Raw genomic sequence first — 22,080 nt, forward strand, 5'->3', positions numbered from 1 at the left:
CCCGCCCCGCACCTTCACCCGGTCCTCACCGGAGGTTCGGCAGCACCTCGTCCCTGAAGAGCCGGAAGCTGCGTTCCATCGTCACGCCGTCCTGGCCGCCGAAATCCACCTGCCACAGGAACGTGTCGACGGACAGGAACTCCCGTAGCTCGCGGGCGCGCGCGAGGACGGTCTCCGGAGAGCCGACGACGGCGGTGCCGAGGCTGCGGAAGTCCGCGATGTCGAGGTTGCGCAGGGTCAGGGCCATCTGGGAGTACGTGGGGTAGTCCTTGGACGAGGTGTGCATCCAGGCCTCGGCGGCCTCGGCCCACACCGTCAGGTACTCGCGCAGGAGCGGGTCGGCCGTGGCGTACGCCTCGTCGTCCGTCTCGGCGACGTACAGCGGGATGGAGACGGCGACGCGGGGCCGCGGCGCGTCCGGGGCCGAGCCGTGCACGTCCTCGAAGGTGTCGAGGTAGACCTCCACCAGGTCCCGTACGCCCGCGAGGTCCTGCTGCCTGGGCGGGGGCGTCACCAGGAGTCCGAAGCCCTGCTCGGCGAGCCAGGCGAAGCTCTGCCGGGAGCGGACCGCCGCGCCCCACACGGGCGGATGCGGGCGCTGCACCGGGCGCGGCAGCGAGGTCGCGTCACGGAAGGAGAAGAACGGGCTCTCCTCGCTGACCTTCTCCTCGGTCCACAGCCGCAGGACGGCCGCGATGGTGTCGTTGAACCGGTCGCGGCTCTCGTCCATGGACACCCCGAACGCCGCGAACTCGTACGGCATCCAGGCTCGCGCGAACCCGACTTCGAGGCGGCCGCCGCTGATCGCGTCGACCATCGCGGTGTGCGCGGCGAGCTGGATCGGGTGGTGGAAGGCGGGCAGGACGCAGCCGGTCATCAGGCCGATCCGCTCGGTCTGGGCGGCGACGGCGGCGAGGAAGGTCAGCGGGCTCGGACAGTAGCCGCCGTAGTCCTTGAGGTAGTGCTCGGTCATCTTGACGTAGTCGAGACCGGCCTCGTCGGCGAGCCGGGAGATCCGCAGCACGTCCTGGTAGTACTCCTGGGCGCCGCGCGTCGCCGGCCTGCAGTCGGGGAGCAGTGAGATGCCGTGTTTCACGATCGTTTCCTCTCGGTCGGGATGAGCAGCGCGAAGAAGGCGGCGTCGGCGGCGAGCAGCGGCACGAGCGTCCCGGTGCGCCAGTACAGGACGGCGTGGGCGGTCGGTACGAGGAGGGTGGGAACCCAGCTGTCCGGGGCGGTGCGCCGTCCGGCGGGGGCGGCGTGCACGCGGAGGACGGCGTGCGTGAGGACCGCGACGGTGAGGGCGGCCACCGCGCCCGATGCCCGTAGCCCGTCGAGGAGTACGGGACGGAAGACGGCCTCCTCCCCCGCGACGGCCAGGGCGAAAGCGGCGATGCCCCAGCGGGCGCCGGGCCCTGTGACGCGGGCCCGCGCCTCGTCGGCGGCGTGCCCGCGGGCGAGGGAGAGCCAGTGGGTGCGGCCCGCGGCGGAAGCGGGGCGCGGGGCGCGGCCCTCGCGGGCGGTGGCGGTCCTGGTGGGGGCCGTCCCGCGTGAGCGGGGGTGCCGCAGGGCCCCGGTGAGGCGCCGGGCGGCCCGGCCCGTGGACGTGTCCCGCAGGGCGGCGCCGACGTCCGCGGCGAGTCCCGCGAGGAAGGCCGAGGCCGCGAACTCGCCGCAGCCCAGGACGAGTCCGAGCGGGACGAGCGCCGGGGCCGCGCCGTCGAGTGCCCCGATGCCGATGTCGCCCGGCAGCACGCCGAGGGCGAGTGCGGCCCCGATGACCAGGGCCCCGGCCGCGGCCCCCGCCACCGACCGGGCCCGCGCCCCGCCGCGGAGACGGCCCGCGAGCCACGGCGCGAGCACACCGTACGCCGACACCGCCACGACGAGGACGCCGATGCCCGTGACGGGCCACGGCAGCTGTTCGGCCGCGCTCATGGCCGGGCCGTCCCGGACCGGGCACCACCGGGTGCGCGCACCGTGTTCTGGTAGCGCCAGATGCGGGCGTTGAAGAGCGCGTGAGTGACGGCCGCGCCGAGGACGTTGCCGGTCAGCAGGGTCAGGGCAAGCGCCGTCACCGACAGCGGGAGCTTCGCCGCGACCTGGGCCCAGCCGAAGAAGATGTGCGAGAGCGCGAACGCCGCTGTGGCGAGGGTGAGGATCAATACCCGTACGGGCAGAGCGCCTTGTGCCAGAGCCACCCCCGTGAGCGTGCCGCGGAACACGCACTCCTCCAGGACGCCGACGGCCACCAGCCAGGCCAGGGGCAGCGCGACGTCGCTGTCGCGGCGGGTCGCGGTCCAGCGCTGCTCGGTGGCCGTGGACGTGGTGGACGAGGTGGCCTTGGCGAGCCGGGCCGCGGGGCCGACCGCGCGGGTGCCGCGCGTGCGGGGCGCGGTCGCGGACGGCGCGGTGGGCGCCGGGCGTGCGGCGGCGCGGCGTCCCAGTCGGCGGGTGACCGCCGTGTCGGCCGCCGCCACCAGCGGCGCCGCCGCCGCACCGAGGACCGGGCCCGCGAGCAGCCCCCACGCGGGCCCGCGCCCGAGGGCGCCGGGGCCGAGCACGAGCAGGCCGAACCCGGTCACGGCGGCGAGCACGGCGGCGTACACCTGGAGCGTGTGCACCCCGCGGTGGTCGAAGTGGCGGACATGCAGGTGGGAGGCGAGCGCCAGGGCGCTGAGCGCGCACAGGACGAGCGCGGTCAGTGCCGTGTCGCGCAGCTCAGGGATATGGATGAGGGACGTCATCGGTGAAGCCCCCGTAGTCGGCGAAGCGCGGATGGGCGGCGGGGACGGCGCTGGGCAGGGGGAGGCTCACGGTGTCCGGGGACCACACGCGCATCGCGTGGAATCCGAGGGCCCGCAGATCGCAGGTGGTGAGGTCGCCGAAGTAGAGCTGCTTGCCCGAGAGCCGGAAGGCGTCGACGAGGGCGCGCACCGCTTCCTTGACGGGGCGGTCGTCGTCCGGGGGCAGTTCGGACGCGGCCCGCTCGGTGTGCGCGGCGAAGCGGCGTTCGACGGTCCGGGCGCCGTTGGACGTGGCATACAGGCCGACGTTGCCTTCGAGGTCGTAGATGTCGGCGTCGGCGGGCGTGCCGTCGACGGCCTGCTCGACGGCCACCCAGGCGGCGAGCCACTGGACGCCCGCCGCTTCGAGGAGCGCCCGGTACATGGCGCGGGCGAGCGAGGCGCCGCTGCCGAGTCCGATGGCGGCCTCCGGGACCAGGCCGGGGGGCTGGCGCAGCAGACAGGCGATGGTGAAGCCCGGCAGGTCGGGGCTGGGCAGGGCGTGGAACTCGGGGCGCGGGGCCGACGTGGGGAAGTACGTGTCGACGATCGCGTCGACGTGCCGGGTCCGCGCGTCGGGGCGGATCAGGACGGACTCCGTGCGCCCGTACCAGTGCCCCATGGCCGCGTCGACCTGGACGACTTCCTCCAGTGCCGCGCGCAGGGCGGCCTGGGGGGTGGTGTGCGTCGCGGTGCCCGTGGTGACCGCGGGCAGCGTCCAGGGCTCGTCGCGTTCGCGTACGTATCCGAGGAGGAAGCGGTGGGCGGGCAGCCAGCAGGGCTCGCCGTCGGTGAGCGAGCCGGCCTTCACCCAGCCCGATTCCGCGTCCGGGTCGAAGGGTGAGAAGGGGAAGCCGTCGCGGGCGTACTGCTCCTCGGTGAAGAGGCTGAAGGCAGCAGGCGGCAGCACCGGTTCGCCCTCGGCGCGCAGTTGTGAGTACGAGGCGTGCCGCGTCGTGAACCTGCCGTCGAGGGCCGCCGCGTAGCCGGAGTAGCGCTCCAGGGTCTCGGCCAGGGAGCGGATGTGGCTCTCGAACGGGAAGATGCCGTAGCCGCCGATGTGGTAGCTGCCCGCCTTGGGCGGCGGCTGGTCCTGGCGCACGTGCACGCCCGTCATGTCCGCGGTGCCCACCAGGAGCCGCGGTCCGCCCGGGTAGCGGGTGAGGAACCCCATGGACGTGGTGAGCCCGCACAGCGGCCCGTGCATGCGGCGGCGCAGCCGGTGGACGCGGGTGTCCTCGTCCTGGTGGACCGTGAGCCGCATCAGTCCTCCAGCCAGGTGCGCGGGTCGAAGTGGAGCGTCTCGTCGTCCCGTTCGGGGACCGGGCCGCAGCCGGGGCAGCCGGGCAGGGGCAGCACCTCCTGGTAGGAGATCTCCATGCTCGGCAGGTAGCAGCCGAGGACCTTCTCGATGGTGAACGTCGAGCCGCAGCTCAGGTAGTTGGTCGCCTCGAGGGCGAGGTGCGAGCAGAGCAGTGCCTGCACGGGGCCGTAGACGGGCGGGGCGCCGGCGTGCACCGCGGAGCGGACGAGGGCCTCCTTGTAGCGCTGGTAGCCCGCGCTCTCGCGGAGGTTCATCGTCACGCGCGTCTCGAAGCACTCGAAGCACGCGGAGCGTCCGGCCACCATGGTGGGCCCGACGAAGAGGAAGGGTCCGTCGACGGCGGCGTAGGTCCAGCTGATCCCGGCGGCACGGGTGAGCCGGTTGAGGAGTCGGGCGCGCACCGGGTCGACCGTCTTCTCGGCCAGCAGCAGGTACTGGCCGCGCCACGGGTCGAGGATCTCGACGGCTTCGCTGAAGGCGAGGCCGTCGTGGAGGACGGCGGGCGCGAGGGTGTCGAGGCGGGCGCGCACCGGGTGGTCGGGGGCGGGTATGAGCACGTCGCCCGTGACGTCGGGCGGCAGCAACGCGGCCGTCCGTTCGGCCAGTTCGGCGTCGCCGAGGAGTACCACACCCTCGGCCGCGCGAGGTTGGCCGCGGCCACCGAGGGTGGCCATGGAGTCGAGGTAGGAGTCGAGGGCGCTGCTCGGGCCCTCCTCGATGGCGTCCAGGCCGTAGAGGTGGTCGACGAGCGCCTCGACCTCGACGCGGGAGACGCCTTCGCGCTTGGCGAGGTCGCGCCGCGAGAGCGTTCCGTCGAGTCCGCTGACGAGGTTGAAGAGTTTGCCGGAGCGTGAGTCGTCGGTGAGGGTGTACGACTTGGCGTTCCACACGCCGGTGCGCAGCTCGACGACGTCGGGGCTGTGACCGACGACCGAGAACGAACGGCGCACGCGTGGCTGCCGGTTGTCTGACATGCGAGGGGCCTCTCTCTGCGGGTGTGCGGGTGGTCAGCCCGCGCCGAGCAGCACGGTGTGCAGCAGCGTCCGGTGCACTCCGTCGAGGTGCAGCGCCGCGTGCGCCTCGTCGTCGTAGAAGCCGGAGAAGTCCACGCTGCGCAGGCCGAGTCCGGTGGCGGCCAGGTGGGAGTTCTGGGCGATGCCGCCCGCTTCGTGGAACATCGAACGCATGCCGCGGGGGCCGTACTTGCGCATGGAGCGCCACGGGTTGCCGACGAGCAGGAGGACGGCTGCCGCCCGCTCGAAGTCGATCGAGCCGTCCTGCGGGTCGAAGGAGGCGAGCAGCGGGTCGATGACGTCCGGCCCCGCCCGGGTGGCGAGGGCGTCCTCGACGGGCAGGTAGTGGTGCAGCCCCCGGTCGAGGCCCTCGATGTTCAGGGCGGCGAGCCAGAGTTCGACGGGGTAGAGGCCGCCCGCGCTGGGGACGGTACGAAATCCCATGGTCAGGGGTGAGCCGTCGGCGAGCTCGATGTCGGCCTCGGCCGTGACGCTTCCGGCGAAGCGGAGCACCGTGGCGAGGTCGTCGAAGGGCACCGGGGCGCCGGAGAAGTCGCGGCCGCTGCGCCGGCCGAAGACGGCGTGGTCGAGTGGGGCCGTGGTGTCCCTGCCCTCGGGCAACGGGGTGCGCGGGGTGCTCCGGTGCGGCAGGCGGTCCTGGCGGGACTGGACCACGGCCATGACATCGGAGAAGTAATAGCCGATGGAGAGCAGGGACGACCTGTCCCAGCGTCGCATTCGGGTGGCAATCAAGAACTCTTCCGCGAGCCGTTCGACGGCCCCCGACGAAAGATTCTCGAAGCGCATGGAATTGGTTTGCAGGCCGACACCCCGGACATGCGGACTCATCGTCCGATAGGCACTGGCAGCCACTGAAGCCTGAACAAGACGCGAATCCGCAGGGGTATCCGCATCGCTCATGTCATTCGCTCCTTGTATTCACCCGCGTCACGTGCGGATTTACCGTCGTCGCCGAAGCGGGGAGCGGAACCGGCGTGCGGCGGGCCTCGGCCCACCGCACGCCGGCGTCATCCGTTACTTGCGGACGACCGCTCCACAGCAGCAGGAACACGCGCCAGGCACCAGAACGGCCTCGTCGCGACCTGCGCCGAAGGGCTCGAGAGCGGCCTGCGGCGTGCTGTTGCGGTGTTCGGTGACCTTCTCGGACTGCAACTTCATGACTGTCCTCTCGTTCGGATACGAAGAGTGAATCGGTCCATGTTGCACACGGGGCCCTTCGGGCACTTTCCCCGGAAAGCCCCAGGGCGAGCCCGGCAAGAACTATCTTCCAGCCTCGCAGCCACGCAACCTAACAGTGTTTGTCCAGGCAAGCAAGAGTTCCCCGAGGAATGCCCGAGCCCACAACTGGTGAGCGCATATTCCGTTTGGTGAAATCTTTAATGACCGAATTCTCTGACATTATTGCGGGCCCGCCCCGCCTGCTGTTACCAACAAGCTCATGACCAGCGATGAGGTACCTCTGGTAGATCTCCTCGACCCCGCATTCATGGCCGACCCGGGACCCGGCTACGCCCGCCTCCACGCGACGGAAACACTCAGCCGCGTACACCTGCGACCCGGTCTGAACCCCTGGCTGGTCACCGGGTACGAGCAGGCGAAGGCCGTCCTGGCCGATCCGCTGTTCAGCGTGGATCCCGCGCGGACCGACGCGTCGGTGCGCGAGGCCATCGCGGCCGGCCGCGCCGAGGAGAAGACCGCGCTGCTCGGCCGCCATCTGCTCAGCGTCGACCCGCCCGACCACACACGGATGCGGCGCCTCATGTCGCGCGCCCTCACGGCGCGGCGGATGCTCCAACTGCGCGAACCCGTCGGCGTTTTCGCTGACACGCTGCTCGACAGGCTCGCGGACCGGACTGGGTTCGACGTGCTCGCCGACTACGCCCTGCCGCTCGCCGTCGACGTGATCTGCGAGCTCATCGGCATCCCGCCCGCGGACCGGCCGCGGTTCGAGGAATGGGGCCGGCTCCTGGTCCGCGCCGAGCTCCAGGACGACGCCTCCTTCGACGAGGCGGCCGACGCGATGGCCGGGTACTTCGTCCCACTGCTCGCCGCCCGGCGCAAGGAACCCGCCGACGACCTGGTCAGCGCGCTGGTCGACGCCCACGGCGAGGAACAGCTGGACGACTACGAACTGATCTCCCTCGTCTACCAGTTGTTCTTCGCGGGCCACGAGTCCAGCGCCTACCTCATCACCAACGCGACGTTACGGCTGCTGAGCCACCCCGGCGAGCGCGCCGCGCTCGACAAGGACCCGGAGCTGATCGACCCGCTGATCGAGGAGGTGCTGCGCGTCGAGGGCCCGGTCAAGATCCCCACCTGGCGCTTCCCGGTCCGCGACACCGAACTCGGCGGGAGGCGGCTGCGGGCCGGCGAGCCGGTGCTCGTCCTGCTCGGCGCGACCGGCCGCGATCCGAGCAGATTCCCCGACCCGGACCGCTTCGACAGTGGCCGCGCGACGGCGCAGCAGCACCTGGCGTTCAGCCACGGCATCCACCACTGCATGGGCGCGGCCGTCGGCCGGATGGAGGGGCGGGTCGGGGTGGCGCGCCTGTTCGCCCGCTACCCCGGCATCCGGCTCGCGGTCGGGCCCGGCGAACTGCGCTGGCGGGACAACCTGATGATGCGCGGTGTCCGCGAACTGCCGGTAACGGTGGGGTGATTGCCCGTACGGGCGAACGTAAGGGGCCGTACGGAGAGGGATGTCCGGGCGGAGTGAACAGCGCCGAGCGGGTCCGACCAGCGGGGGATGACGGTGGGACCCGCCCGGCTGTCTCAGGTGGTGCGGTTGTCGGCGGGGACGCCGGGCGCCGAGGTGGCACCGGGCCCGTCGCCGTCGGGAGCACCGGCGGCACCGTCACCGGCCGCGGCGGTGTCAGTGGTGGCCGGGGTGTCGGCGGCGGCGTCGATGTCCTCCCGGTCCCGCCCCCGCACCAGGAAGTACGCGGCGATCGCGGTCGCCAACAGCAGGGCGCCGCCGACCCGTTCGGCCAGGTGAAGACCGTCCACGAAGCCCGCGTTGACGATCCGGGTGATCCGCTCGCTGCCGCCAGAACCGGTACTGTGCGCGCCGCCCGCCTCGACGGCGCGCAGCACCTCGGCGCGGGCCGGTCCCGGCACGTGCGCGTCGATCAGCCGGTCGCGGACGCTGTCCGTCATGCGGGTGGTGAGCAGCGTGCCGAGCACGGCCACGCCGAAGACGCTGCCGAGCTGGCGCGTGGCGTTGCTCGCGCCGGACGCCATACCGGAGCGGGCCGCGGGCACCCGCATCATCACGAGGGTCGAGATCGGTGTGAGGGTGAGGCCGATACCGAGGCCGACGAGCAGGATCACCCACCAGTACTCCGAGTAGCGGGCCCCGGCCCCGTACAGGGAGGCGCCGAACATCGTCGCGGACGCGAAGAGGATGCCGAGCCCGAGCGGGACCGCGCCGCCCACCCGCGTCGTCATCCAGCCCGCGAGCGGCGCGGAGACCATCGCGAGGAGCATGCCCGGCAGGATCGCGAGCCCGGCGCCGACCGCGGACCAGCCGAGGACGGTCTGCAGCCAGAGCATCAGGAAGTACGTGATCGCGAACAGCCCGAAGTACAGGACGAATCCGGCCAGTACGGAACCGGTGAAGACCCGGTCGCGGAAGAACGACAGGTCGAGCATCGGCTCCCGCACCAGGCGCTCCGTCACGAGGAACGCCACGAGCAGCGCACCGCCCGCGGCGTAGGCGCCGACCACGAGGCCGTCGCCCCAGCCGCGCGAACCGCCCTCGATCGTGGCGTACACGATCGCCGACATGGCGGCGATGGAGAGGAGCAGCCCGGCCAGGTCGAGGCGCCGTTCGGGGTTGGCGGACTCGGGGACCGCGGGCACCGCGAGGACGAAGCCGAGGACCGCGATGGGCACGTACATCCAGAAGATGCCCGACCAGCCGAAGTTCTCCACCAGCGGCCCGCCGACGACGGGCCCGAAGGCCACGGCGGCGCCCGCGACGGCGGCCCAGATGCCGATGGCCGTGCCGCGCTCCGCGCTGTCGGTGAAGACGTGCCGGATGATCGAGAGCGTGTTGGGCATGAGCAGCGCGGCCCCCACCCCGAGCACCGCCTGGGCCGATACCAGGACCCACACCGACCCGGCGAGCGCGGAGAACACCGAGCCCGCGAGGAAGATGCCCAGCCCGGTCAGGAAGGTCCGCTTGCGCCCGAAGCGGTCACCGACGGCGCCGCCGGTGAGCATCAGCGCGGCGAACGCCAGCGAGTACCCGCTGATGACCCATTGGATGTCCTGGATGCCGCCGTTGAGGTCGTCCTGGATGTCCGGCAGGGCGGTGCTGAGCACCGTGCTCTGCAGCATCGTCAGGGCCAGCGGCACACACAGCGCCGGGAGCGTCCGGTAGGGGCTCGGGCCAGTCCGGGCGGGGGAACCCTCCGCCATCGCGCACCGTCCTGTTCGCATCGTCTCCGACAGTTCGTCTCTAACAGTGTTAGGGGCGAGACTAACAGTGTGAGGGAGTGCGGGGAAGCAGCGTCTCGAGGCTGGCCGGAAACGTTCGTACGGCGACCGCGATTCGGGCGCCCGTGCCGGTGCGGCGGGGCGGGGCGGGGCAGCGTGAATGTGTACCCGCGGGCACGGAGGGTGGGGAGCCACGTTGGCCACAGCCAGGAGGGCCCTACGCCTTGAAAACCCATGACCCTGAGGCCCTCTGCCTGGCTTCGCAAGGTTACGTAGATCACAAACGAGCTAGTGATCTTGCAAAAATTGGCCTAGTCCATAGAAAGTCTTTACATCCCGGACAGACCAGCCGGGATGCGGGCACACCGCGCATGGTTCCTAGGCCATCAACTGCGCAGCGCGCCCGCATCGTTCCGCAAGTGGGGAATTGTACGTGAATCACAAGTCCATACGCATCGCTGCCGTCACCGCCTGCGCGGCCCTCGCCGTCGGCATCGCGGGGCCCTCCGCGTCGGCCGTCCAGGCACACGAGGGGAAGTCGTTCGACACGGCGATCGAGGCCGCCGCCGTGGTCGAGAAGGCCACCGGCACCGCCGACGTGGTCAAGAACGCTCCGTCGGATGCGGAGAACGCCGCGCTGGCCACGGTGTCCGGCGGCGTGGTGGCCATCCCGAAGCAGGCGCACCGCGGGGTGTCGCTCATCTCGTCCGACGGGGCGACGCTGAGGCTGGGCCTGCCGAGCGCCGGAGCGGCACAGGGCGTCGCGACGCCGGGCGGCACGGTGGTGTACGGCGCCGGTGACGCGTCCGCGAACACCGCCGTCCAGGCCACCGAGAAGGGCTTTCGCGCGACCGTCACGCTCAAGGACGCCGACGCCCCCACCGAGTACCGCTTCCCGCTGCACCTTCCCGAGGGCACCGAGCCGAAGCTGCAGGACGACGGCAGCGTCAGCTTCGTCGGCGCCGACGGGGCGGCCGAGGGCGGCATCGCGGCGCCCTGGGCCAAGGACGCCCATGGCGACAAGGTCGACACGGCGTACCGGCTCGACGGCGACACCCTGGTCCAGACCGTGAAGGCGGACGAGAACACCGCCTTCCCGGTCGTGGCCGACCCGAGCGGCTGGTGGGGCTGGACCAAGTGCACGGCCGCCATCACCGGGACCATCGCCGGCAACCTGCTCATCGCCAGCAAGATCGCCAAGGCCGGCGGCGTGGCCAAGGTCATCGCCCGGCTGAAGGCGGCCAAGAACGCCCAGGACCGCTACAAGGCGATCATCGCCGCCGTCGGCGAGGTCACGGGCGCCGACACCATCATCAAGTACTGCAAGTAGGAGAGGCGCACCATGAGGTTGTTGCTGGAGGCAGGCTTTGTGGTGGCCGCCGCTGCCACCCTTGCCGCCCTCGGTCTGATCATCCGGGACTGGCGACGCACGGCCGGAAAGGGGGCCGACCGGTCGATCTCCGTGGCCCAAGTGGGCCAGGGCGCCCTGGTGTTCGCCGCGGCGTTCACCATCGCCACGGTCATCGCGCGCCGTTCGTCGGAGGGCGTGGTGCTGGGAGACCTCTTCCTGTACGCCGTCCTGTTCGGCTTCTCCACCGCGGTGCTCGCCCACCTGGCCGGCCGGACCGCGGTCCGGGAACGCGGCGCCGAATCAGTGACGACGGTCGCCGCCTGGGGCTTTCCGCTGATCTTCGGCGGAATCGCCGGATGCATCGGTCTCGCCTAGCGGATGACGCTTGAGGGCACGATGTCCCCGTACACGTACGGCTTCTGACATCGTCGCGTCGACAGGGCCCCCGGCGGCTTCATGCCTGCCGGGGGCCCTGTCGCACCCGTGCCCGGGCATCAGCGGCTGAAGGTGTCGATGCGCGAGACGCGCCAACGGCCGTCGTGCCGCTCGACGTCGACGGCGAACATCGCCCCCGCGTAGGTGCCGTCGTCCCCGGCCTTCTTGTCCCCGGCCGTACTGACGCTGCTCTGATCGGCGTAGACCAGTACGCGGGCCCGGTCGCCGTCGATGCGTTCGACCGCGCTGTCGGTGACCGTGGTGGTGATCACCGCCTTCTGCTTGTCGGCGCGCGTGCGGAGGTCGCCGAGCAGGTCCCTGTGCTGGGCGACGGCGCGCCCCGTCAGCCATTCCTTCGCCGCCTTGTCGAGGGCACGGGGGTCGGCGTGGTCGTACGAGAAGAGCGCGGCGACGGCCTTGGTCGACTGACCCTTGATCTCGCTGGTGCGGGCGGTGTCGGAGAGGGCGGTGTTGCGTGCGGCCGGGGTATCGCGGAGGGCCTCGGCGCGGGCATGCGCCCAGCCGGCGAATCCGGCGAGGACGAGGGTCAGCAGGCAGAGGGCCACGAGTGTGCGGCGGGGGGCGGGTGAGCGCGGGGCCGCCTTGGCGGCTGTCCGGGTCGTCTTGTGCGGTCGGTCCGTGTCGCTGGAGGGTTTGGGCGCGGGTGCGGTCTTTCGGAGGGTCGTCGTCGTGCTGTGTGTCGGCTGCTGGGTGCGGGTGGGCTGTGGCTGGTCGCGCGGTTCCCCGTGGTCCTTGACGGGGTCGGTGGCAACCGAGGTACGCGAGGTCCCGCGAGCCCCGGGGGCGTCGGTTCCGGCCGGGGGGCGGAGTGCCTCGCGGGCCTGGCGGCGGCGCAGGTTGTTCAGGTGGTGGCGGGTCGTCGGCATCGGGTCTCGTCCTCTCTCGTGGCCGGTCAGCCGGCCGACGTGCCACCGACCGGGGCCTGGCCCAGGGCGCTGAGCTTCCAGTCGCCGTCGGTGCGGGTCAGTTCGCCGAGCATGCGGCTGTCCTTGTCCGTGCTCGGGTTGCCGGGTACCTTCACCGTCACCCGCAGGGCGACAAGGACCCGCGCCCGGCCCGCCCGGTCGTCGAGTTCGGTGAGCGCGCCCGAGAGCACCTTGGACGTGGTCACGGTCTTGGCGGCCTTCACCTGCGTGGCGAACTTGTCCCGTCCGGACGCCAGTTGCTTGTGCAGCTCACCGGTGGTGGAGGACTCCCAGAGGTCCAGGCCGCGGTCCAGGCCGCGGTGGTCCAGGGTGTTGAGGTTCTGGACGGCCTGCTCCCCGGCCGCGAGGGCCGCGTCGCGCTGCTCGGCGTAGCCCGCGGTGTCGTCGTGGGCCGCGTCGTACCAGCCCCGACCCGCCCACGCGGCGAAGCCGCCCGCGATCAGGGCGAAGGCGAGGGCGAGGGCCGTGACCGGCAACGCACGGAGCCGCGCAGGTCCGCTCACCGTCCCGCGTCCCATCCGTGTTCCTCTCTCCCCACGCCCCATCAGCGCGTCCTGATGTCGACGATTTGCCACCGGTCGTCCTCCCGTCGCGCGGTCACCGTGAGCTGGGCCGCCGCGGAGGTGGTGCCGGCCTTTCCGCGGTGCGAGATCTGGTCGAGGAAGACCAGCAACCGTGCGCTGTGGGCGCCGAGTTCGATCACTCCGGTGCGTACGGCCTGGGTGCTCAGGGTCACGCGCTGCGCGGCGAGGTCCTTGCGGATCCGGCCCATCAGCTCCGTGTACTGGCGTTCCGCGCGCCCCGCGAGGACGGACCGCGCCGCACGCTCGGTGGTCTCCAGGCCGTCCGGTGTGTACGAGAAGACGTGGGCGAGGGCGTTGCCGACGTCACCGGCGACACGGGTGGTCGCCTCCGCGTCGGTCAGCGCGTGATTGTCCGCGGACTCGGCTGACCTCTCCTGATGGGCGCCGTAGAAGAAGCCGCAGCCGACGAGGACGAGCAGGGCGGCGCACACCGGAGGGACGAGTCGCCTGACGAGTCCACGCGTCCGCCGACCGTCTCGGGCCTCCAATGGCTCCTCGTTCGGGGCCTCTTGGCGGAGTTCGGGCTCGGGCTCAGGTCCGGGCTCGGGATCGGGCTCCGCTTCGGGCTCGGACTTCGCTTCGGTGACGGGCTCCGCTTCGGTGACGGGCTGCTGGTCCTCCACACCCGGCTCGGTGCCGGTTGCCGCCCTCGCGCCGTCCCCGTTCCCGTCCCCGTCGGCCGGGCCGGTGGAGTCCCTGAAGCGTCCTCCGATATGCAGCAGCCGTGTCATCGGCTCTCGTCCTCCTCCGCCGCCCGCGCGAGCGGTACCGCGCTCAGTGCCTTGACCTTCCACTCGCCCTCGCCCGTGCGGGCCAGGACCGCCTCCAGGCGCTTGCGGTCCGTGGTCGGCTTCTTCGTTCCGGCGGGCGTGACCTCCACCCGTACGGTGGCGATGATCTTGGCTGTGCCCGCGTGGGTGTCGAGGGCGGTGAGCGCGGCCTCGGTGACCGTGCCCCGTGCCGAAGCGCCCTTCCTGGGCGCGGTGTCGCCCAGTTCCTCGCGCAGCGGGCCGGTCGAGGCGGCCCGCCACTCCTGGATGCCGGCCCGCGCCCGCTGCCGGGACGAGGCGTCGAGGGTGTTGAGGACGGCGAGCCGATCGCGCCCGTCGGTCAGCGCCTCGTCGCGTTCACGGCCGTACGAGAGGGAGTCGTCGCCCCGTGCCTGTGCGTACGTCCACGCCCCGGTGCCGCAGAACGCGAGCGCCAGCGCCAGCCCGGCCCCGGTGAGGATCCGCGCCCGCCTCATCGGCCCGCCTCCGGGCCCGCGCCGAGCAGCCCCGGCAACCCGGCCGCCCCGCTCCCGCCCGTGCCCGGCAGGGCCAGCGCGCCGGGCGCCGACGCGGTACCGCCCCTGCTGTGCGTACCGCCCGTGCTGCCCGAAGGCAGGGAGCCCGGCTTCGCCGGATCGCGTACCGCGCCGCCCCGGGGGGCGTGCGCGGATCCTCGTACGTCGACCCCGCTCGCGGCCGGTGCCGTGCAGGAGGCGGCGGTGTTGAGAGAGGGGGCGGTTCCGAGGTCCAGGCCGGTGCGGTACCGGGTGCCGCCGTAACCGTCGGTGCAGGGCAGGGGCTTGAAGAAGGTGACGGCCAGGCCGAGCTTCATCGTTCCTCCGTCGACGGCGGTGGCGCCGGCCGAGACGGCCGCCGGGTACTTCACGAGGAGTTCCTCGATGCCGCGCTGCCGGGTGACGGCGACCTCGGAGGTGGTGAGCAGATTGGCGAGGACCACGCCCAGGCTGGGGTCGAGGTCCCGAAGCACTCCGCTGACCTGCGTGGCGGCGTCCGGTGTGACGGTGAGGAGGCGGCGCAGGTCGGCGTCGGAACCTTTGAGGGTGCGGGCGAGTTCCGTGGCGCCGTCGGCGAAGCCGCGGATGGCCTCCGTCTCATCGGCCTGGGTGCGCAGCACGGTCTCGCCGTCGGTGAGGAGGCGGGTCGTCGAGGGCAGATTGCGGTCGGCGGCCTCGACGAAGGCGCTGCCGTTGTCCAGCAGCACCTGGAGGTCGTCGCCGTGCCCCTCGAAGGTCTTGCCGAACTCGTCGACGACGGTCCGCAAGTCCTTCAGCGGCACGGAACGGACGAGGTCGTTCACGCTGGTGAGCACGTCGGTGACGGGCGCGGGCACCTCGGTCTCGGGCTGTTCGATCCGGGCGCCGTCGGCGAGGTGGGGGCCGGTGTCGCTCTCGGGCCGCAGGTCGATGTACTGCTCGCCGACGGCGGAGAGCCCGGCGACCACGGCCCGGGTGTCGGAGGGGATGCGGGGGGCGGACTTCTTGATGCGCAGTTGGGCGACCACTCCGTCCGCGGTGAGCTCGATGGGCCCGACCCGGCCCACCGACACGCCCCGGTAGGTGACGTCGGAGTGGGTGAACAACCCTCCGGTGCGGGTGAGTTCGACCTTCACGGTGTAGTAGTCGGCGACGCCGACGTACCGGCCGAGGTCCGCGTAACGGATGCCGAGGAAGCCGAGGACGAGGACGGCGATGACGAGGAAGGCGAGGTTCTTCAGGCGTACGGCGAGGGTGATCATCCCTGTGCGCCTCCGTCCCGGGGGTTCCCGGTGGGTGTGGGTGCGGAGGACGGTGTCGGTACGGAGGGCAGGGGCAGCGGCGCCGAGGGGGAGGTCGCGGCCCCGGCGGCGGGTGGCTTCTCCGGTGCGGCGCCCCGGCCGCTCTGCGGCGTGGGAGTGGGTGTGGCGGTGGGTGAGGGTGTGCTCCGCGGCACGAGGGGCGGGATCACCTGGGTGCCGGGGGCGGCCGTCATGTGCAGGTAGACGTTGAGGTAGTCGCCCTTGACCCCGTTGAGCACCTCGTCGGTGAAGGGATAGGTGAGCAGGACCTGGAGGGAGTCGGGCAGGTCGCCCCCCGCGTCGGCGAGGGTTTTGAGGGTGGGGGCGATGGCCTTGAGGTCGGCGACCATGTCGTCCTTGCTCGATTTGACGGTGGAGACGGCGACCCCCGACAGCCTGTCCAGGGAGCGCAGCATGGTCAGCAGGGAGCCGCGCTGTTCGTGCAGGGTCTTCAGGCCGGGCGAGAGGTTGGTCAGGACGGTGCGTACGTCGTCCTTGCGTCCTGCGAGGGTCGTGGAGAGGCGGTTGACGCCGTCGAGGGCGTCCGTGATGTCGCCGCGGTGGTCGTCGAGGTTCGCCACGAGTTCCTCGACCCGTTTCAGCGTGGAGCGGACCTGGGGCTCGCGTCCGCCGAGGGCCTTGTCGAGTTCCCGCGTGATGGTCTTGAGCTGGTTGACGCCGCCGCCGTTGAGCAGCAGGGACAGCGCGCCGAACACCTCCTCGACCTCGGTGTTGCGGCTGGTACGGGCGAGCGGGATGACACCGCCGTCGCCGAGCCTGCCCCCGGCGCGCGACCTGGCCGGCGCGACGAGACTGACGTACTTCTCGCCGAGCAGGCTGGACTGCTCCAGGCGGGCCCCGGCGTCGCGGGGCAGCCGGACGTCGCCGTTGATCTCCATGGTGACGCGGGCCGACCACGCGTCGCCGTCCAGGCGGATGGAGCTGACCCGGCCGACGGCGACGTCGTTGACCTTGACCGCGGCGTGCGGCACCAGGCTGAGGGCGTCGGCGAGTTCGGCGGTGACGGTGTAGGGGTGGGAGCCGAGGTCGGCGCCGCCCGGCAGGGGCAGGTCCTCGATGCCGTCGAAGCGGGGGGCGGTGACGGAGAACGCGCCGAGGGCCAGCGCGAAGCCGAGCCCGAGGGCGAGGAGTCCGCCGAGCCCGGCGCCGGTGGCGGCTCCGGTGGTGAGCATCCGCCGTCGTGCCGTGCCGCGCGGGACGTCCGCGGGGTCCGCCTCGACGCGCTCCGCCTCGGCGGTCTCCACCTGGTCCGCGCCCGCGATGTCCAGCGGCTGCGACGCCGTCTTCCGGCGTCGTACGACACGCTTCATCGCTCGCCCTCCCCCGAGGCCCGGGACGAGGGTGACGGCGCGGGCGCGGGCGCGGGCGCGGGCGTGGGCGTGGTGCCGCCGGTCGCCGGCAGGGGCAGCAGGGGGCCGCCCATGCTGATCTCGTTGAGGTTGGCGCGGCCGTCGATCCTTCCGGTGCCGCTGTCGTAGGCGCCGACGAGGTTGTCCGCGGCGAGCGGCGCCACGTCCAGGGCCTCGGCCAGTGAGGCGCGCTGGCGGACCAGGGTCTTGGTGATCGGGACGAGCCGTTCGACGTTCTTGTTGAGCTCGCCCCGGTTGTCCTTGATGAAGGTCTTCACCCGGCCGAGTGCGGTGCCGAGTTCCTTCAGGGCGCCCGCGAGGTTGTCCTTGTTGTCGGCGAAGTAGCCGACGACGGTGTCGAGCCGCTCCTGCGCCGTGCGTACGTCGGTGTCCTTGTCCTTCAGCATGGTGGTGAAGGTCTGCAGGCTGCGGAGGGTGGCGAACAGGTCGTCGCTGGAACCGTCGAGGGTCCTGGTGGCCTTGCCGAACTCCTCGATGCTCCTGCCGATGTCCTTGCCGTTGCCGTCGAGGTTGGCGGCGCCGGTCTTGAGCAGTTCGGACAGGGCGCCCGCGGAGTTCGCGCCGCCCGGTCCGAGCGCCTTGCTGAGGTCGGTGAGCGAGGCGTAGAGCTGGTCGATCTCCACGGGGGTGCGGTTGCGGGAGGCGGGGAGTACGGCGCCGTCGTCGAGGGCGGGTCCGGAGCGGTAGGCGGGGGTGAGCTGGACGTAGCGGTCGGCGACGACGCTGGGCGCGATCACCAGGGCGCGCGCCGACTTCGGTACGCGTACACCGTCGTCAAGCGCCAACTCGACCCGTACGCGCGTGCCTTGGGGACGGACCGACTTCACCTCGCCGACCCGGACGCCGAGGATGCGCAGGTCGGAACCGGCGTAGATGCCGACGGCGCGGTCGAAGTAGGCGGTGACGCGGGTGCCGGTGGAGTCCAGGACGCGGACCGTGACGAGTCCGGCGGCGACCACCACGAGAGCGATCGCGGCCGCGAGGAGTTTCCTGCGCCTGCTCATCGCTCACCTCTCCCCCGGGCCGCCGCCGACTGCTTCGGCGGCATGCACGATGTCTTGGGCCGCGACCCGGCGGGCAGGTAGTCGCGGGGCACCACCCCGCACAGGTAGCTGTCGAACCAGTGGCCGTTGCCGAGGGTGTTGCCTACGAGCCGGTAGTAGGGGCCGACCAGGGCGAGCGTCCGGTCCAGCTGTCCGCTGTTCTTCGCCAGGACGGTGGTGACGCGGCCGAGCGCCTTCAGTGTGGGGCCGAGCTGCTTCTCGTTGTCGTCCACCAGGCCGGTCAGTTCGGTGCCGAGGTCGCGGCTGCCCTTGAGCAGGGCGGTGATGGCTTTGCGCCGGTCCTCCAGTTCGCCGAGCAGCGGCCCGGCGTCCTCGATGAGGGTCTCGAAGCTGGACTTCTTGTCCTTCAGCGTCTTGGTGAACTTGGCACTGCCCTTGAGGAGTTCGGAGAGTTCGCGGTCGCGCTTGGAGACGGAACGGGACAGGTCGGAGAGTCCGGTGGCCGCCTTGCGGACGTGCCTCGGAGAGTTCTCGAAGGTCTTCGAGATCGTCTCGAAGCTCTTGGCGAGCTGCTCGGTGTCGATGGCGTCGACGGTGGAGCCGAGGTCCTGGAACGCCTGCGTGACGTCGTACGGGGAGGTGGTCCGGGTCCGCGGGATGCGCTTGCCCGCGTCCTGCTCCGCGGTGCCGAGCGGGTCGAGGGCCAGGTACTTGTCGCCGAGCAGGGTCTTGATGGCGATGGCCGCGGTGGTCCGGTCGCCGATCCAGGCCTTCTCCACGTCGAAGGTGACCTTCACCCGGTCGCCGTCCAGGGCCACGCCGGTGACCTCGCCGACCTTGACGCCTGCGACACGCACCTCGTCGCCCTCGTCAAGGCCCGCCGCCTCCGTGAAGTCGGCGCTGTAGGTGGTGCCGCCGCCGGTGAGGGACAGCCGGTCGGCGTTGTAGGCGAAGACGGTGAGCAGCGCAAGGAGGAGCAGGCCGACGAGTGCCACCGTGATCGGGTTGCGCTCCTTGACCGGCTTCAGGCGCGGCGGGCGGGAGCGGCGGGGCGCGGGAGCCGGGGCGGGGTTCTCGCGGCGCTCGGGCCGCAGCAGCAGGGTCATGCGCGACACCTCGCTTCGGTGACCGCGATGCCGGTCGGTGGCTTCGCACCGGTGGAGGTGGTCACTCCGTCCACGCGGGCCTCGCAGAGGTAGAGGTTGAACCAGGAGCCGTAGGACGAGAGGCGGCCCAGGGCGGTCAGCTTGGCGGGGGTCCGGTCCAGGAATGACTCGATCTGCGGGGTGGCGTCGCCGAGGTTGCCCGAGAGGCGGCCCAGTTCGCGGATGTCCTTCTTCAGGGGCGCGCGTCCGTCTTCGAGGAGGTCGGCGGTCACGGTGGTCAGGTCGCCCATGGCCTCGGCGGCCTTGCCCAGGGGCTTGCGGTCCGCGTTGAAGCCGGTGACGAGTTTCTGGAGGGTGTCCACCAGGTCGTCGAAGCCGGCCTCGCGTTCGTTGACGGTGGTCAGGACCGTGTTGAGGTTCTTCACCACCTGGCCGATCACCTTGTCCTTGGCCGCGACCGTCGTACTGACGGAGCCGATGTGCCGGATGAGGCTGTCGACGGTGCCGCCCTCGCCCTGGAGGATCTGCACGATGGAGCCCGCGAGTTCGTTGACGTCCTTCGGGGAGAGGCCCTCGAAGAGCGGCTTGAAGCCGTTGAAGAGCAGGGTCAGGTCGAGCGCGGGGGTGGTCCGGTCGAGCGGGATCGTGTCGCCCGCGTCGAGGGTGCCGGTGAGGGCGCCGCTGCCCCGGTCCAGGGCGATGTAGCGCTGTCCGACCATGTTGAGGTACTTCACGGCGGCGGTGGTCGACGTGGGCAGGGTGCGGTCGTCGCGGACGGTGAACGTCACCTGGGCGGTGCGCCGGTCGACGACGCGGACGTCGGTGACCTCGCCGACCTCGACGCCGGAGATCCGGACGCTGTCGCCGTCGATGACTCCGGTGGCGTCGGTGAACAGCGCCTTGTAGGAGAGGCTGTCGTCGCCGACGCCGGTGCCGGAGACGCTCAGCCCGAGGACTGCCGTGGCCAGTGCGGTGACGACCACGAAGGCGAGGGACTTGAGGACCGGGCCTGTCAGCGGGCGGCGCCGGGTGTGGGCGGTGCGCCGGGCTGTCATCGCAGGGTCACCTCCGTGCCGCGCAGTGCCGGGCCCGCAAGGAGGCTGCTCCACTCGGGCAGGGCGGCGGGGGCCTTGCCGGTGGCGGGTGCGAGGAGTTCGTTGACCAGGTCGTTCTCCTGCGGGGAGTTGGCGGGGCCGAGGTCCTGGTCGGCCGCGGCGGAGGCCCGCACGGCAGGTTTCGCGGTGACGCCGAGGTAGGGCACGGGGTAGCAGCGGGGGCCGCCGCCTGCGCCGTACGAGGGGGTGTCGCGGCCGGGGCGGTAGGCGCCGCGGGAGGGGGTGGTGCTGACGTCGACGCGCAGGCCCTGCCGGCCTGTGCCCTTGCCCAGGGCCTTGTCCATGGCCGGGACGAAGTCGGCCAGGGTGCGCAGGGTGCAGGGGAAGGCCGGGGAGTACTCGGCGAGCAGTCGCAGGGTGGGCCTCGACGAGGCGGCGAGCCGGATGATGTTGTCCTGGTTCTGCCGCAGGAAGGCGGTCATGTCATCGGCCGTCCTGGTGGTGGCGCCGAGGGTGCCGGCCAGCTCGCTCTCCTTCTCGGCCAGGGTGCCGGTGGTCGTGGTGAAGTCGGTGAGAGCCGTGAGGATGTCGGGGGCGGCATCGGCGTATACATGGCTGACCTTCACGAGCTCTTTCAGGTCGCGGTTGAGCGTGGGCAGTTGGGGGTTGAACTTCCGCAGGTGGGAGTCGAGGAGGGTGAGCGTTTCGCCCAGCCGGTCGCCGCGCCCCTCCAGGGCCCTGGAGACGGCGGAGAGGGTGGCGGAGAGCTTCTGCGGCTGGACGGCGGTGAGCGTGGGCAGCACGTTGTCCAGGACCTGCTGGAGTTCGACGGCGTTCGCGGAGCGGTCCTGCGGGATCACGGCGCCGGCGGCCAGCGGCCGCGCGGAGGACCCCGCGGGCGGCACGAGGGCGACGAAGCGTTCGCCGAACAGGGTGGTCGGCAGCATCTGGGCGCGCACGTCGGCCGGTATGCGGGGAAGGGTTCCGGGGCGCATGGCGAGGGTGAGCCGGGCGCCGTCGTCGGTGGCGTCGATCTCGCGGACCTCGCCGACGACGACGCCGCGCAGCTTCACCTCGGCGCCCCGGTGCATCTCGTTGCCCACGCTCCCGGTCTCCACGACCACCGGGTCGGAGTCGGTGAACTGCTTGTCGTAGACGGCGACCGCGAGCCACACGAGGAGGGCGGGGACCACCAGGAAGACCACTCCGGCGAACCGTCGGCGCGCCGTCGCGCCTCGCGCACCCCCCATGTCAGCCCGCCACCTTCACGGTCGTGGTGGCGCCCCACAGCGCCAGTGACAGGAAGAAGTCGGTGACGCTGATCAGCACGATGGCGTTGCGCACCGACCGGCCGACGGCGACGCCGACTCCGGCCGGGCCGCCGGAGGCGCGGTAGCCGTAGTAGCAGTGGGCGACGATCACCATCACGCTGAAGATCAGCACCTTCAGGACGGAGAGCAGCACGTCCGTGGGTGAGAGGAAGAGATTGAAGTAGTGGTCGTACGTTCCCCGGGACTGGCCGTTGAAGAGGACCGTGACGTAGCGGGAGGCCAGGAAGGAGGAGAGCAGCCCGATCGCGTAGAGGGGGATGATGGCGACGACACCGGCGATGATGCGGGTGGTGACCAGGTACGGCAGGGAGCGGATGCCCATGCCTTCGAGGGCGTCGACCTCCTCGTTGATGCGCATGGCGCCGAGCTGGGCCGTGAAGCCCGCGCCGACGGTCGCGGAGAGGGCGAGTCCGGCGACGAGCGGGGCGATCTCACGGGTGTTGAAGTACGCGGAGACGAACCCGGTGAAGGCCGCGGTGCCGATCTGGTCGAGGGCCGCGTATCCCTGGAGTCCCACGACGGTCCCCGTGAACAGGGTCATGGCGATCATCACGCCGATGGTGCCGCCGATGACACCGAGGCCGCCGGTGCCGAAGGCGACCTCGGCGAGGAGGCGTTGCACCTCTTTGAGGTAGCGGCGCAGGGTGCGCGGGATCCAGAGCAGGGAGCGTACGTAGAACAGGAGTTGGTCGCCGGAGCGATCGAGCCAGACGAGCGGGGAGGCCAC

At 71.7% G+C, this 22,080-nt stretch carries 22 protein-coding genes; 3 read left to right on the forward strand and 19 right to left on the reverse strand.

What is annotated here, in order from left to right:
• Positions 1-25 precede the first annotated feature (25 nt).
• The 7 genes from AC07DI_RS08520 to AC07DI_RS08550 all read right to left on the reverse strand — a co-directional run bounded on the left by AC07DI_RS08520 (position 26) and on the right by AC07DI_RS08550 (position 6,302).
• The gene (locus tag AC07DI_RS08520; protein ID WP_384256165.1) at positions 26-1,096 is read right to left on the reverse strand and encodes an LLM class flavin-dependent oxidoreductase; all 1,071 of its coding nucleotides are present in this window, start codon (positions 1,094-1,096) and stop codon (positions 26-28) included.
• Complete coding sequence (locus AC07DI_RS08525) at positions 1,093-1,938, reverse strand: CPBP family glutamic-type intramembrane protease (RefSeq protein ID WP_478903099.1); 846 nt, start codon at positions 1,936-1,938, stop codon at positions 1,093-1,095. The genes AC07DI_RS08520 and AC07DI_RS08525 overlap by 4 nt, the downstream gene beginning before the upstream one ends.
• Entirely contained in the window at positions 1,935-2,747 is an 813-nt protein-coding gene (locus AC07DI_RS08530; RefSeq protein WP_478903101.1) for a CPBP family intramembrane glutamic endopeptidase, read from the reverse strand. The genes AC07DI_RS08525 and AC07DI_RS08530 overlap by 4 nt, the downstream gene beginning before the upstream one ends.
• Positions 2,722-4,050: a YcaO-like family protein gene (locus AC07DI_RS08535; RefSeq protein ID WP_384256156.1), complete on the reverse strand. Its 1,329-nt coding sequence runs from the start codon at positions 4,048-4,050 to the stop codon at positions 2,722-2,724. Before AC07DI_RS08535 ends, AC07DI_RS08530 begins: the two co-directional genes overlap by 26 nt.
• Positions 4,050-5,084, reverse strand: a complete 1,035-nt coding sequence (locus tag AC07DI_RS08540) for a TOMM precursor leader peptide-binding protein (protein ID WP_478903103.1) — start codon at positions 5,082-5,084, stop codon at positions 4,050-4,052. The genes AC07DI_RS08535 and AC07DI_RS08540 overlap by 1 nt, the downstream gene beginning before the upstream one ends.
• Positions 5,085-5,117: 33 nt before the next feature.
• Positions 5,118-5,930, reverse strand: coding sequence for a SagB/ThcOx family dehydrogenase (locus AC07DI_RS08545; protein ID WP_478903105.1), 813 nt, complete (start codon positions 5,928-5,930; stop codon positions 5,118-5,120).
• A gap of 228 nt (positions 5,931-6,158) precedes the next feature.
• Positions 6,159-6,302, reverse strand: coding sequence for a hypothetical protein (locus tag AC07DI_RS08550; protein WP_208033602.1), 144 nt, complete (start codon positions 6,300-6,302; stop codon positions 6,159-6,161).
• 280 nt (positions 6,303-6,582) lie between these two features.
• On the opposite strand from AC07DI_RS08550, the gene AC07DI_RS08555 reads away from it, so the two are divergent.
• Positions 6,583-7,803 carry a cytochrome P450 family protein gene (locus AC07DI_RS08555; protein ID WP_478903107.1) on the forward strand — a complete coding sequence of 407 codons (1,221 nt, stop codon included), beginning with the start codon at positions 6,583-6,585 and terminating at the stop codon, positions 7,801-7,803.
• 113 nt (positions 7,804-7,916) lie between these two features.
• On the opposite strand, the gene AC07DI_RS08560 is transcribed toward AC07DI_RS08555, so the two are convergent.
• Positions 7,917-9,566, reverse strand: a complete 1,650-nt coding sequence (locus tag AC07DI_RS08560; RefSeq protein ID WP_384263394.1) for an MFS transporter — start codon at positions 9,564-9,566, stop codon at positions 7,917-7,919.
• 451 nt (positions 9,567-10,017) lie between these two features.
• On the opposite strand from AC07DI_RS08560, the gene AC07DI_RS08565 reads away from it, so the two are divergent.
• Complete coding sequence (locus AC07DI_RS08565) at positions 10,018-10,914, forward strand: hypothetical protein (protein ID WP_478903109.1); 897 nt, start codon at positions 10,018-10,020, stop codon at positions 10,912-10,914.
• A 12-nt stretch (positions 10,915-10,926) separates the two neighbouring features.
• A complete protein-coding gene (locus tag AC07DI_RS08570) occupies positions 10,927-11,310 on the forward strand; it encodes a hypothetical protein (protein WP_478903111.1) in 384 nt (127 codons plus the stop codon).
• Positions 11,311-11,429: 119 nt separating this feature from the next.
• Here AC07DI_RS08570 and AC07DI_RS08575 read toward each other — a convergent pair whose 3' ends face one another.
• The 11 genes from AC07DI_RS08575 to AC07DI_RS08625 all read right to left on the reverse strand — a co-directional run bounded on the left by AC07DI_RS08575 (position 11,430) and on the right by AC07DI_RS08625 (position 22,080).
• Positions 11,430-12,257 (reverse strand): hypothetical protein, encoded by an 828-nt coding sequence (locus AC07DI_RS08575; protein ID WP_478903113.1) that lies wholly within the window; start codon positions 12,255-12,257, stop codon positions 11,430-11,432.
• A 26-nt stretch (positions 12,258-12,283) separates the two neighbouring features.
• Positions 12,284-12,835 (reverse strand): hypothetical protein, encoded by a 552-nt coding sequence (locus AC07DI_RS08580; protein ID WP_478903115.1) that lies wholly within the window; start codon positions 12,833-12,835, stop codon positions 12,284-12,286.
• A gap of 26 nt (positions 12,836-12,861) precedes the next feature.
• The gene (locus tag AC07DI_RS08585) at positions 12,862-13,632 is read right to left on the reverse strand and encodes a hypothetical protein (protein ID WP_478903116.1); all 771 of its coding nucleotides are present in this window, start codon (positions 13,630-13,632) and stop codon (positions 12,862-12,864) included.
• A complete protein-coding gene (locus AC07DI_RS08590) occupies positions 13,629-14,147 on the reverse strand; it encodes a hypothetical protein (protein WP_478903118.1) in 519 nt (172 codons plus the stop codon). The genes AC07DI_RS08585 and AC07DI_RS08590 overlap by 4 nt, the downstream gene beginning before the upstream one ends.
• Positions 14,144-15,427 carry an MCE family protein gene (locus AC07DI_RS08595; protein WP_478903120.1) on the reverse strand — a complete coding sequence of 428 codons (1,284 nt, stop codon included), beginning with the start codon at positions 15,425-15,427 and terminating at the stop codon, positions 14,144-14,146. The genes AC07DI_RS08590 and AC07DI_RS08595 overlap by 4 nt, the downstream gene beginning before the upstream one ends.
• Entirely contained in the window at positions 15,424-16,659 is a 1,236-nt protein-coding gene (locus AC07DI_RS08600; protein WP_478903449.1) for an MCE family protein, read from the reverse strand. Before AC07DI_RS08600 ends, AC07DI_RS08595 begins: the two co-directional genes overlap by 4 nt.
• Before the next feature lie 134 nt (positions 16,660-16,793).
• Positions 16,794-17,861 (reverse strand): MCE family protein, encoded by a 1,068-nt coding sequence (locus AC07DI_RS08605; protein ID WP_478903122.1) that lies wholly within the window; start codon positions 17,859-17,861, stop codon positions 16,794-16,796.
• Positions 17,858-18,967: an MCE family protein gene (locus AC07DI_RS08610; protein ID WP_478903123.1), complete on the reverse strand. Its 1,110-nt coding sequence runs from the start codon at positions 18,965-18,967 to the stop codon at positions 17,858-17,860. Before AC07DI_RS08610 ends, AC07DI_RS08605 begins: the two co-directional genes overlap by 4 nt.
• A complete protein-coding gene (locus AC07DI_RS08615; RefSeq protein ID WP_384263368.1) occupies positions 18,964-20,022 on the reverse strand; it encodes an MCE family protein in 1,059 nt (352 codons plus the stop codon). Before AC07DI_RS08615 ends, AC07DI_RS08610 begins: the two co-directional genes overlap by 4 nt.
• A complete protein-coding gene (locus tag AC07DI_RS08620; RefSeq protein WP_478903124.1) occupies positions 20,019-21,272 on the reverse strand; it encodes an MCE family protein in 1,254 nt (417 codons plus the stop codon). The genes AC07DI_RS08615 and AC07DI_RS08620 overlap by 4 nt, the downstream gene beginning before the upstream one ends.
• Position 21,273: 1 nt before the next feature.
• Complete coding sequence (locus AC07DI_RS08625) at positions 21,274-22,080, reverse strand: MlaE family ABC transporter permease (RefSeq protein WP_384263363.1); 807 nt, start codon at positions 22,078-22,080, stop codon at positions 21,274-21,276.

It is taken from the genome of Streptomyces sp. NPDC044106 (assembly GCF_056433985.1).

Bases quoted from the DNA above. Each gene is read 5' to 3' on its own strand.
- AC07DI_RS08525 (WP_478903099.1), bottom strand. From the start codon at position 1,938: ATGAGCGCGGCCGAACAGCTGCCGTGGCCCGTCACGGGCATCGGCGTC.
- AC07DI_RS08530 (WP_478903101.1), bottom strand. From the start codon at position 2,747: ATGACGTCCCTCATCCATATCCCTGAGCTGCGCGACACGGCACTGACC.
- AC07DI_RS08535 (WP_384256156.1), bottom strand. From the start codon at position 4,050: ATGCGGCTCACGGTCCACCAGGACGAGGACACCCGCGTCCACCGGCTG.
- AC07DI_RS08540 (WP_478903103.1), bottom strand. From the start codon at position 5,084: ATGTCAGACAACCGGCAGCCACGCGTGCGCCGTTCGTTCTCGGTCGTC.
- AC07DI_RS08545 (WP_478903105.1), bottom strand. From the start codon at position 5,930: ATGCGCTTCGAGAATCTTTCGTCGGGGGCCGTCGAACGGCTCGCGGAA.
- AC07DI_RS08550 (WP_208033602.1), bottom strand. From the start codon at position 6,302: ATGAAGTTGCAGTCCGAGAAGGTCACCGAACACCGCAACAGCACGCCG.
- AC07DI_RS08555 (WP_478903107.1), top strand. From the start codon at position 6,583: ATGACCAGCGATGAGGTACCTCTGGTAGATCTCCTCGACCCCGCATTC.
- AC07DI_RS08560 (WP_384263394.1), bottom strand. From the start codon at position 9,566: ATGGCGGAGGGTTCCCCCGCCCGGACTGGCCCGAGCCCCTACCGGACG.
- AC07DI_RS08570 (WP_478903111.1), top strand. From the start codon at position 10,927: ATGAGGTTGTTGCTGGAGGCAGGCTTTGTGGTGGCCGCCGCTGCCACC.
- AC07DI_RS08575 (WP_478903113.1), bottom strand. From the start codon at position 12,257: ATGCCGACGACCCGCCACCACCTGAACAACCTGCGCCGCCGCCAGGCC.
- AC07DI_RS08580 (WP_478903115.1), bottom strand. From the start codon at position 12,835: ATGGGACGCGGGACGGTGAGCGGACCTGCGCGGCTCCGTGCGTTGCCG.
- AC07DI_RS08585 (WP_478903116.1), bottom strand. From the start codon at position 13,632: ATGACACGGCTGCTGCATATCGGAGGACGCTTCAGGGACTCCACCGGC.
- AC07DI_RS08590 (WP_478903118.1), bottom strand. From the start codon at position 14,147: ATGAGGCGGGCGCGGATCCTCACCGGGGCCGGGCTGGCGCTGGCGCTC.
- AC07DI_RS08595 (WP_478903120.1), bottom strand. From the start codon at position 15,427: ATGATCACCCTCGCCGTACGCCTGAAGAACCTCGCCTTCCTCGTCATC.
- AC07DI_RS08600 (WP_478903449.1), bottom strand. From the start codon at position 16,659: ATGCTCACCACCGGAGCCGCCACCGGCGCCGGGCTCGGCGGACTCCTC.
- AC07DI_RS08605 (WP_478903122.1), bottom strand. From the start codon at position 17,861: ATGAGCAGGCGCAGGAAACTCCTCGCGGCCGCGATCGCTCTCGTGGTG.
- AC07DI_RS08610 (WP_478903123.1), bottom strand. From the start codon at position 18,967: ATGACCCTGCTGCTGCGGCCCGAGCGCCGCGAGAACCCCGCCCCGGCT.
- AC07DI_RS08615 (WP_384263368.1), bottom strand. From the start codon at position 20,022: ATGACAGCCCGGCGCACCGCCCACACCCGGCGCCGCCCGCTGACAGGC.
- AC07DI_RS08620 (WP_478903124.1), bottom strand. From the start codon at position 21,272: ATGGGGGGTGCGCGAGGCGCGACGGCGCGCCGACGGTTCGCCGGAGTG.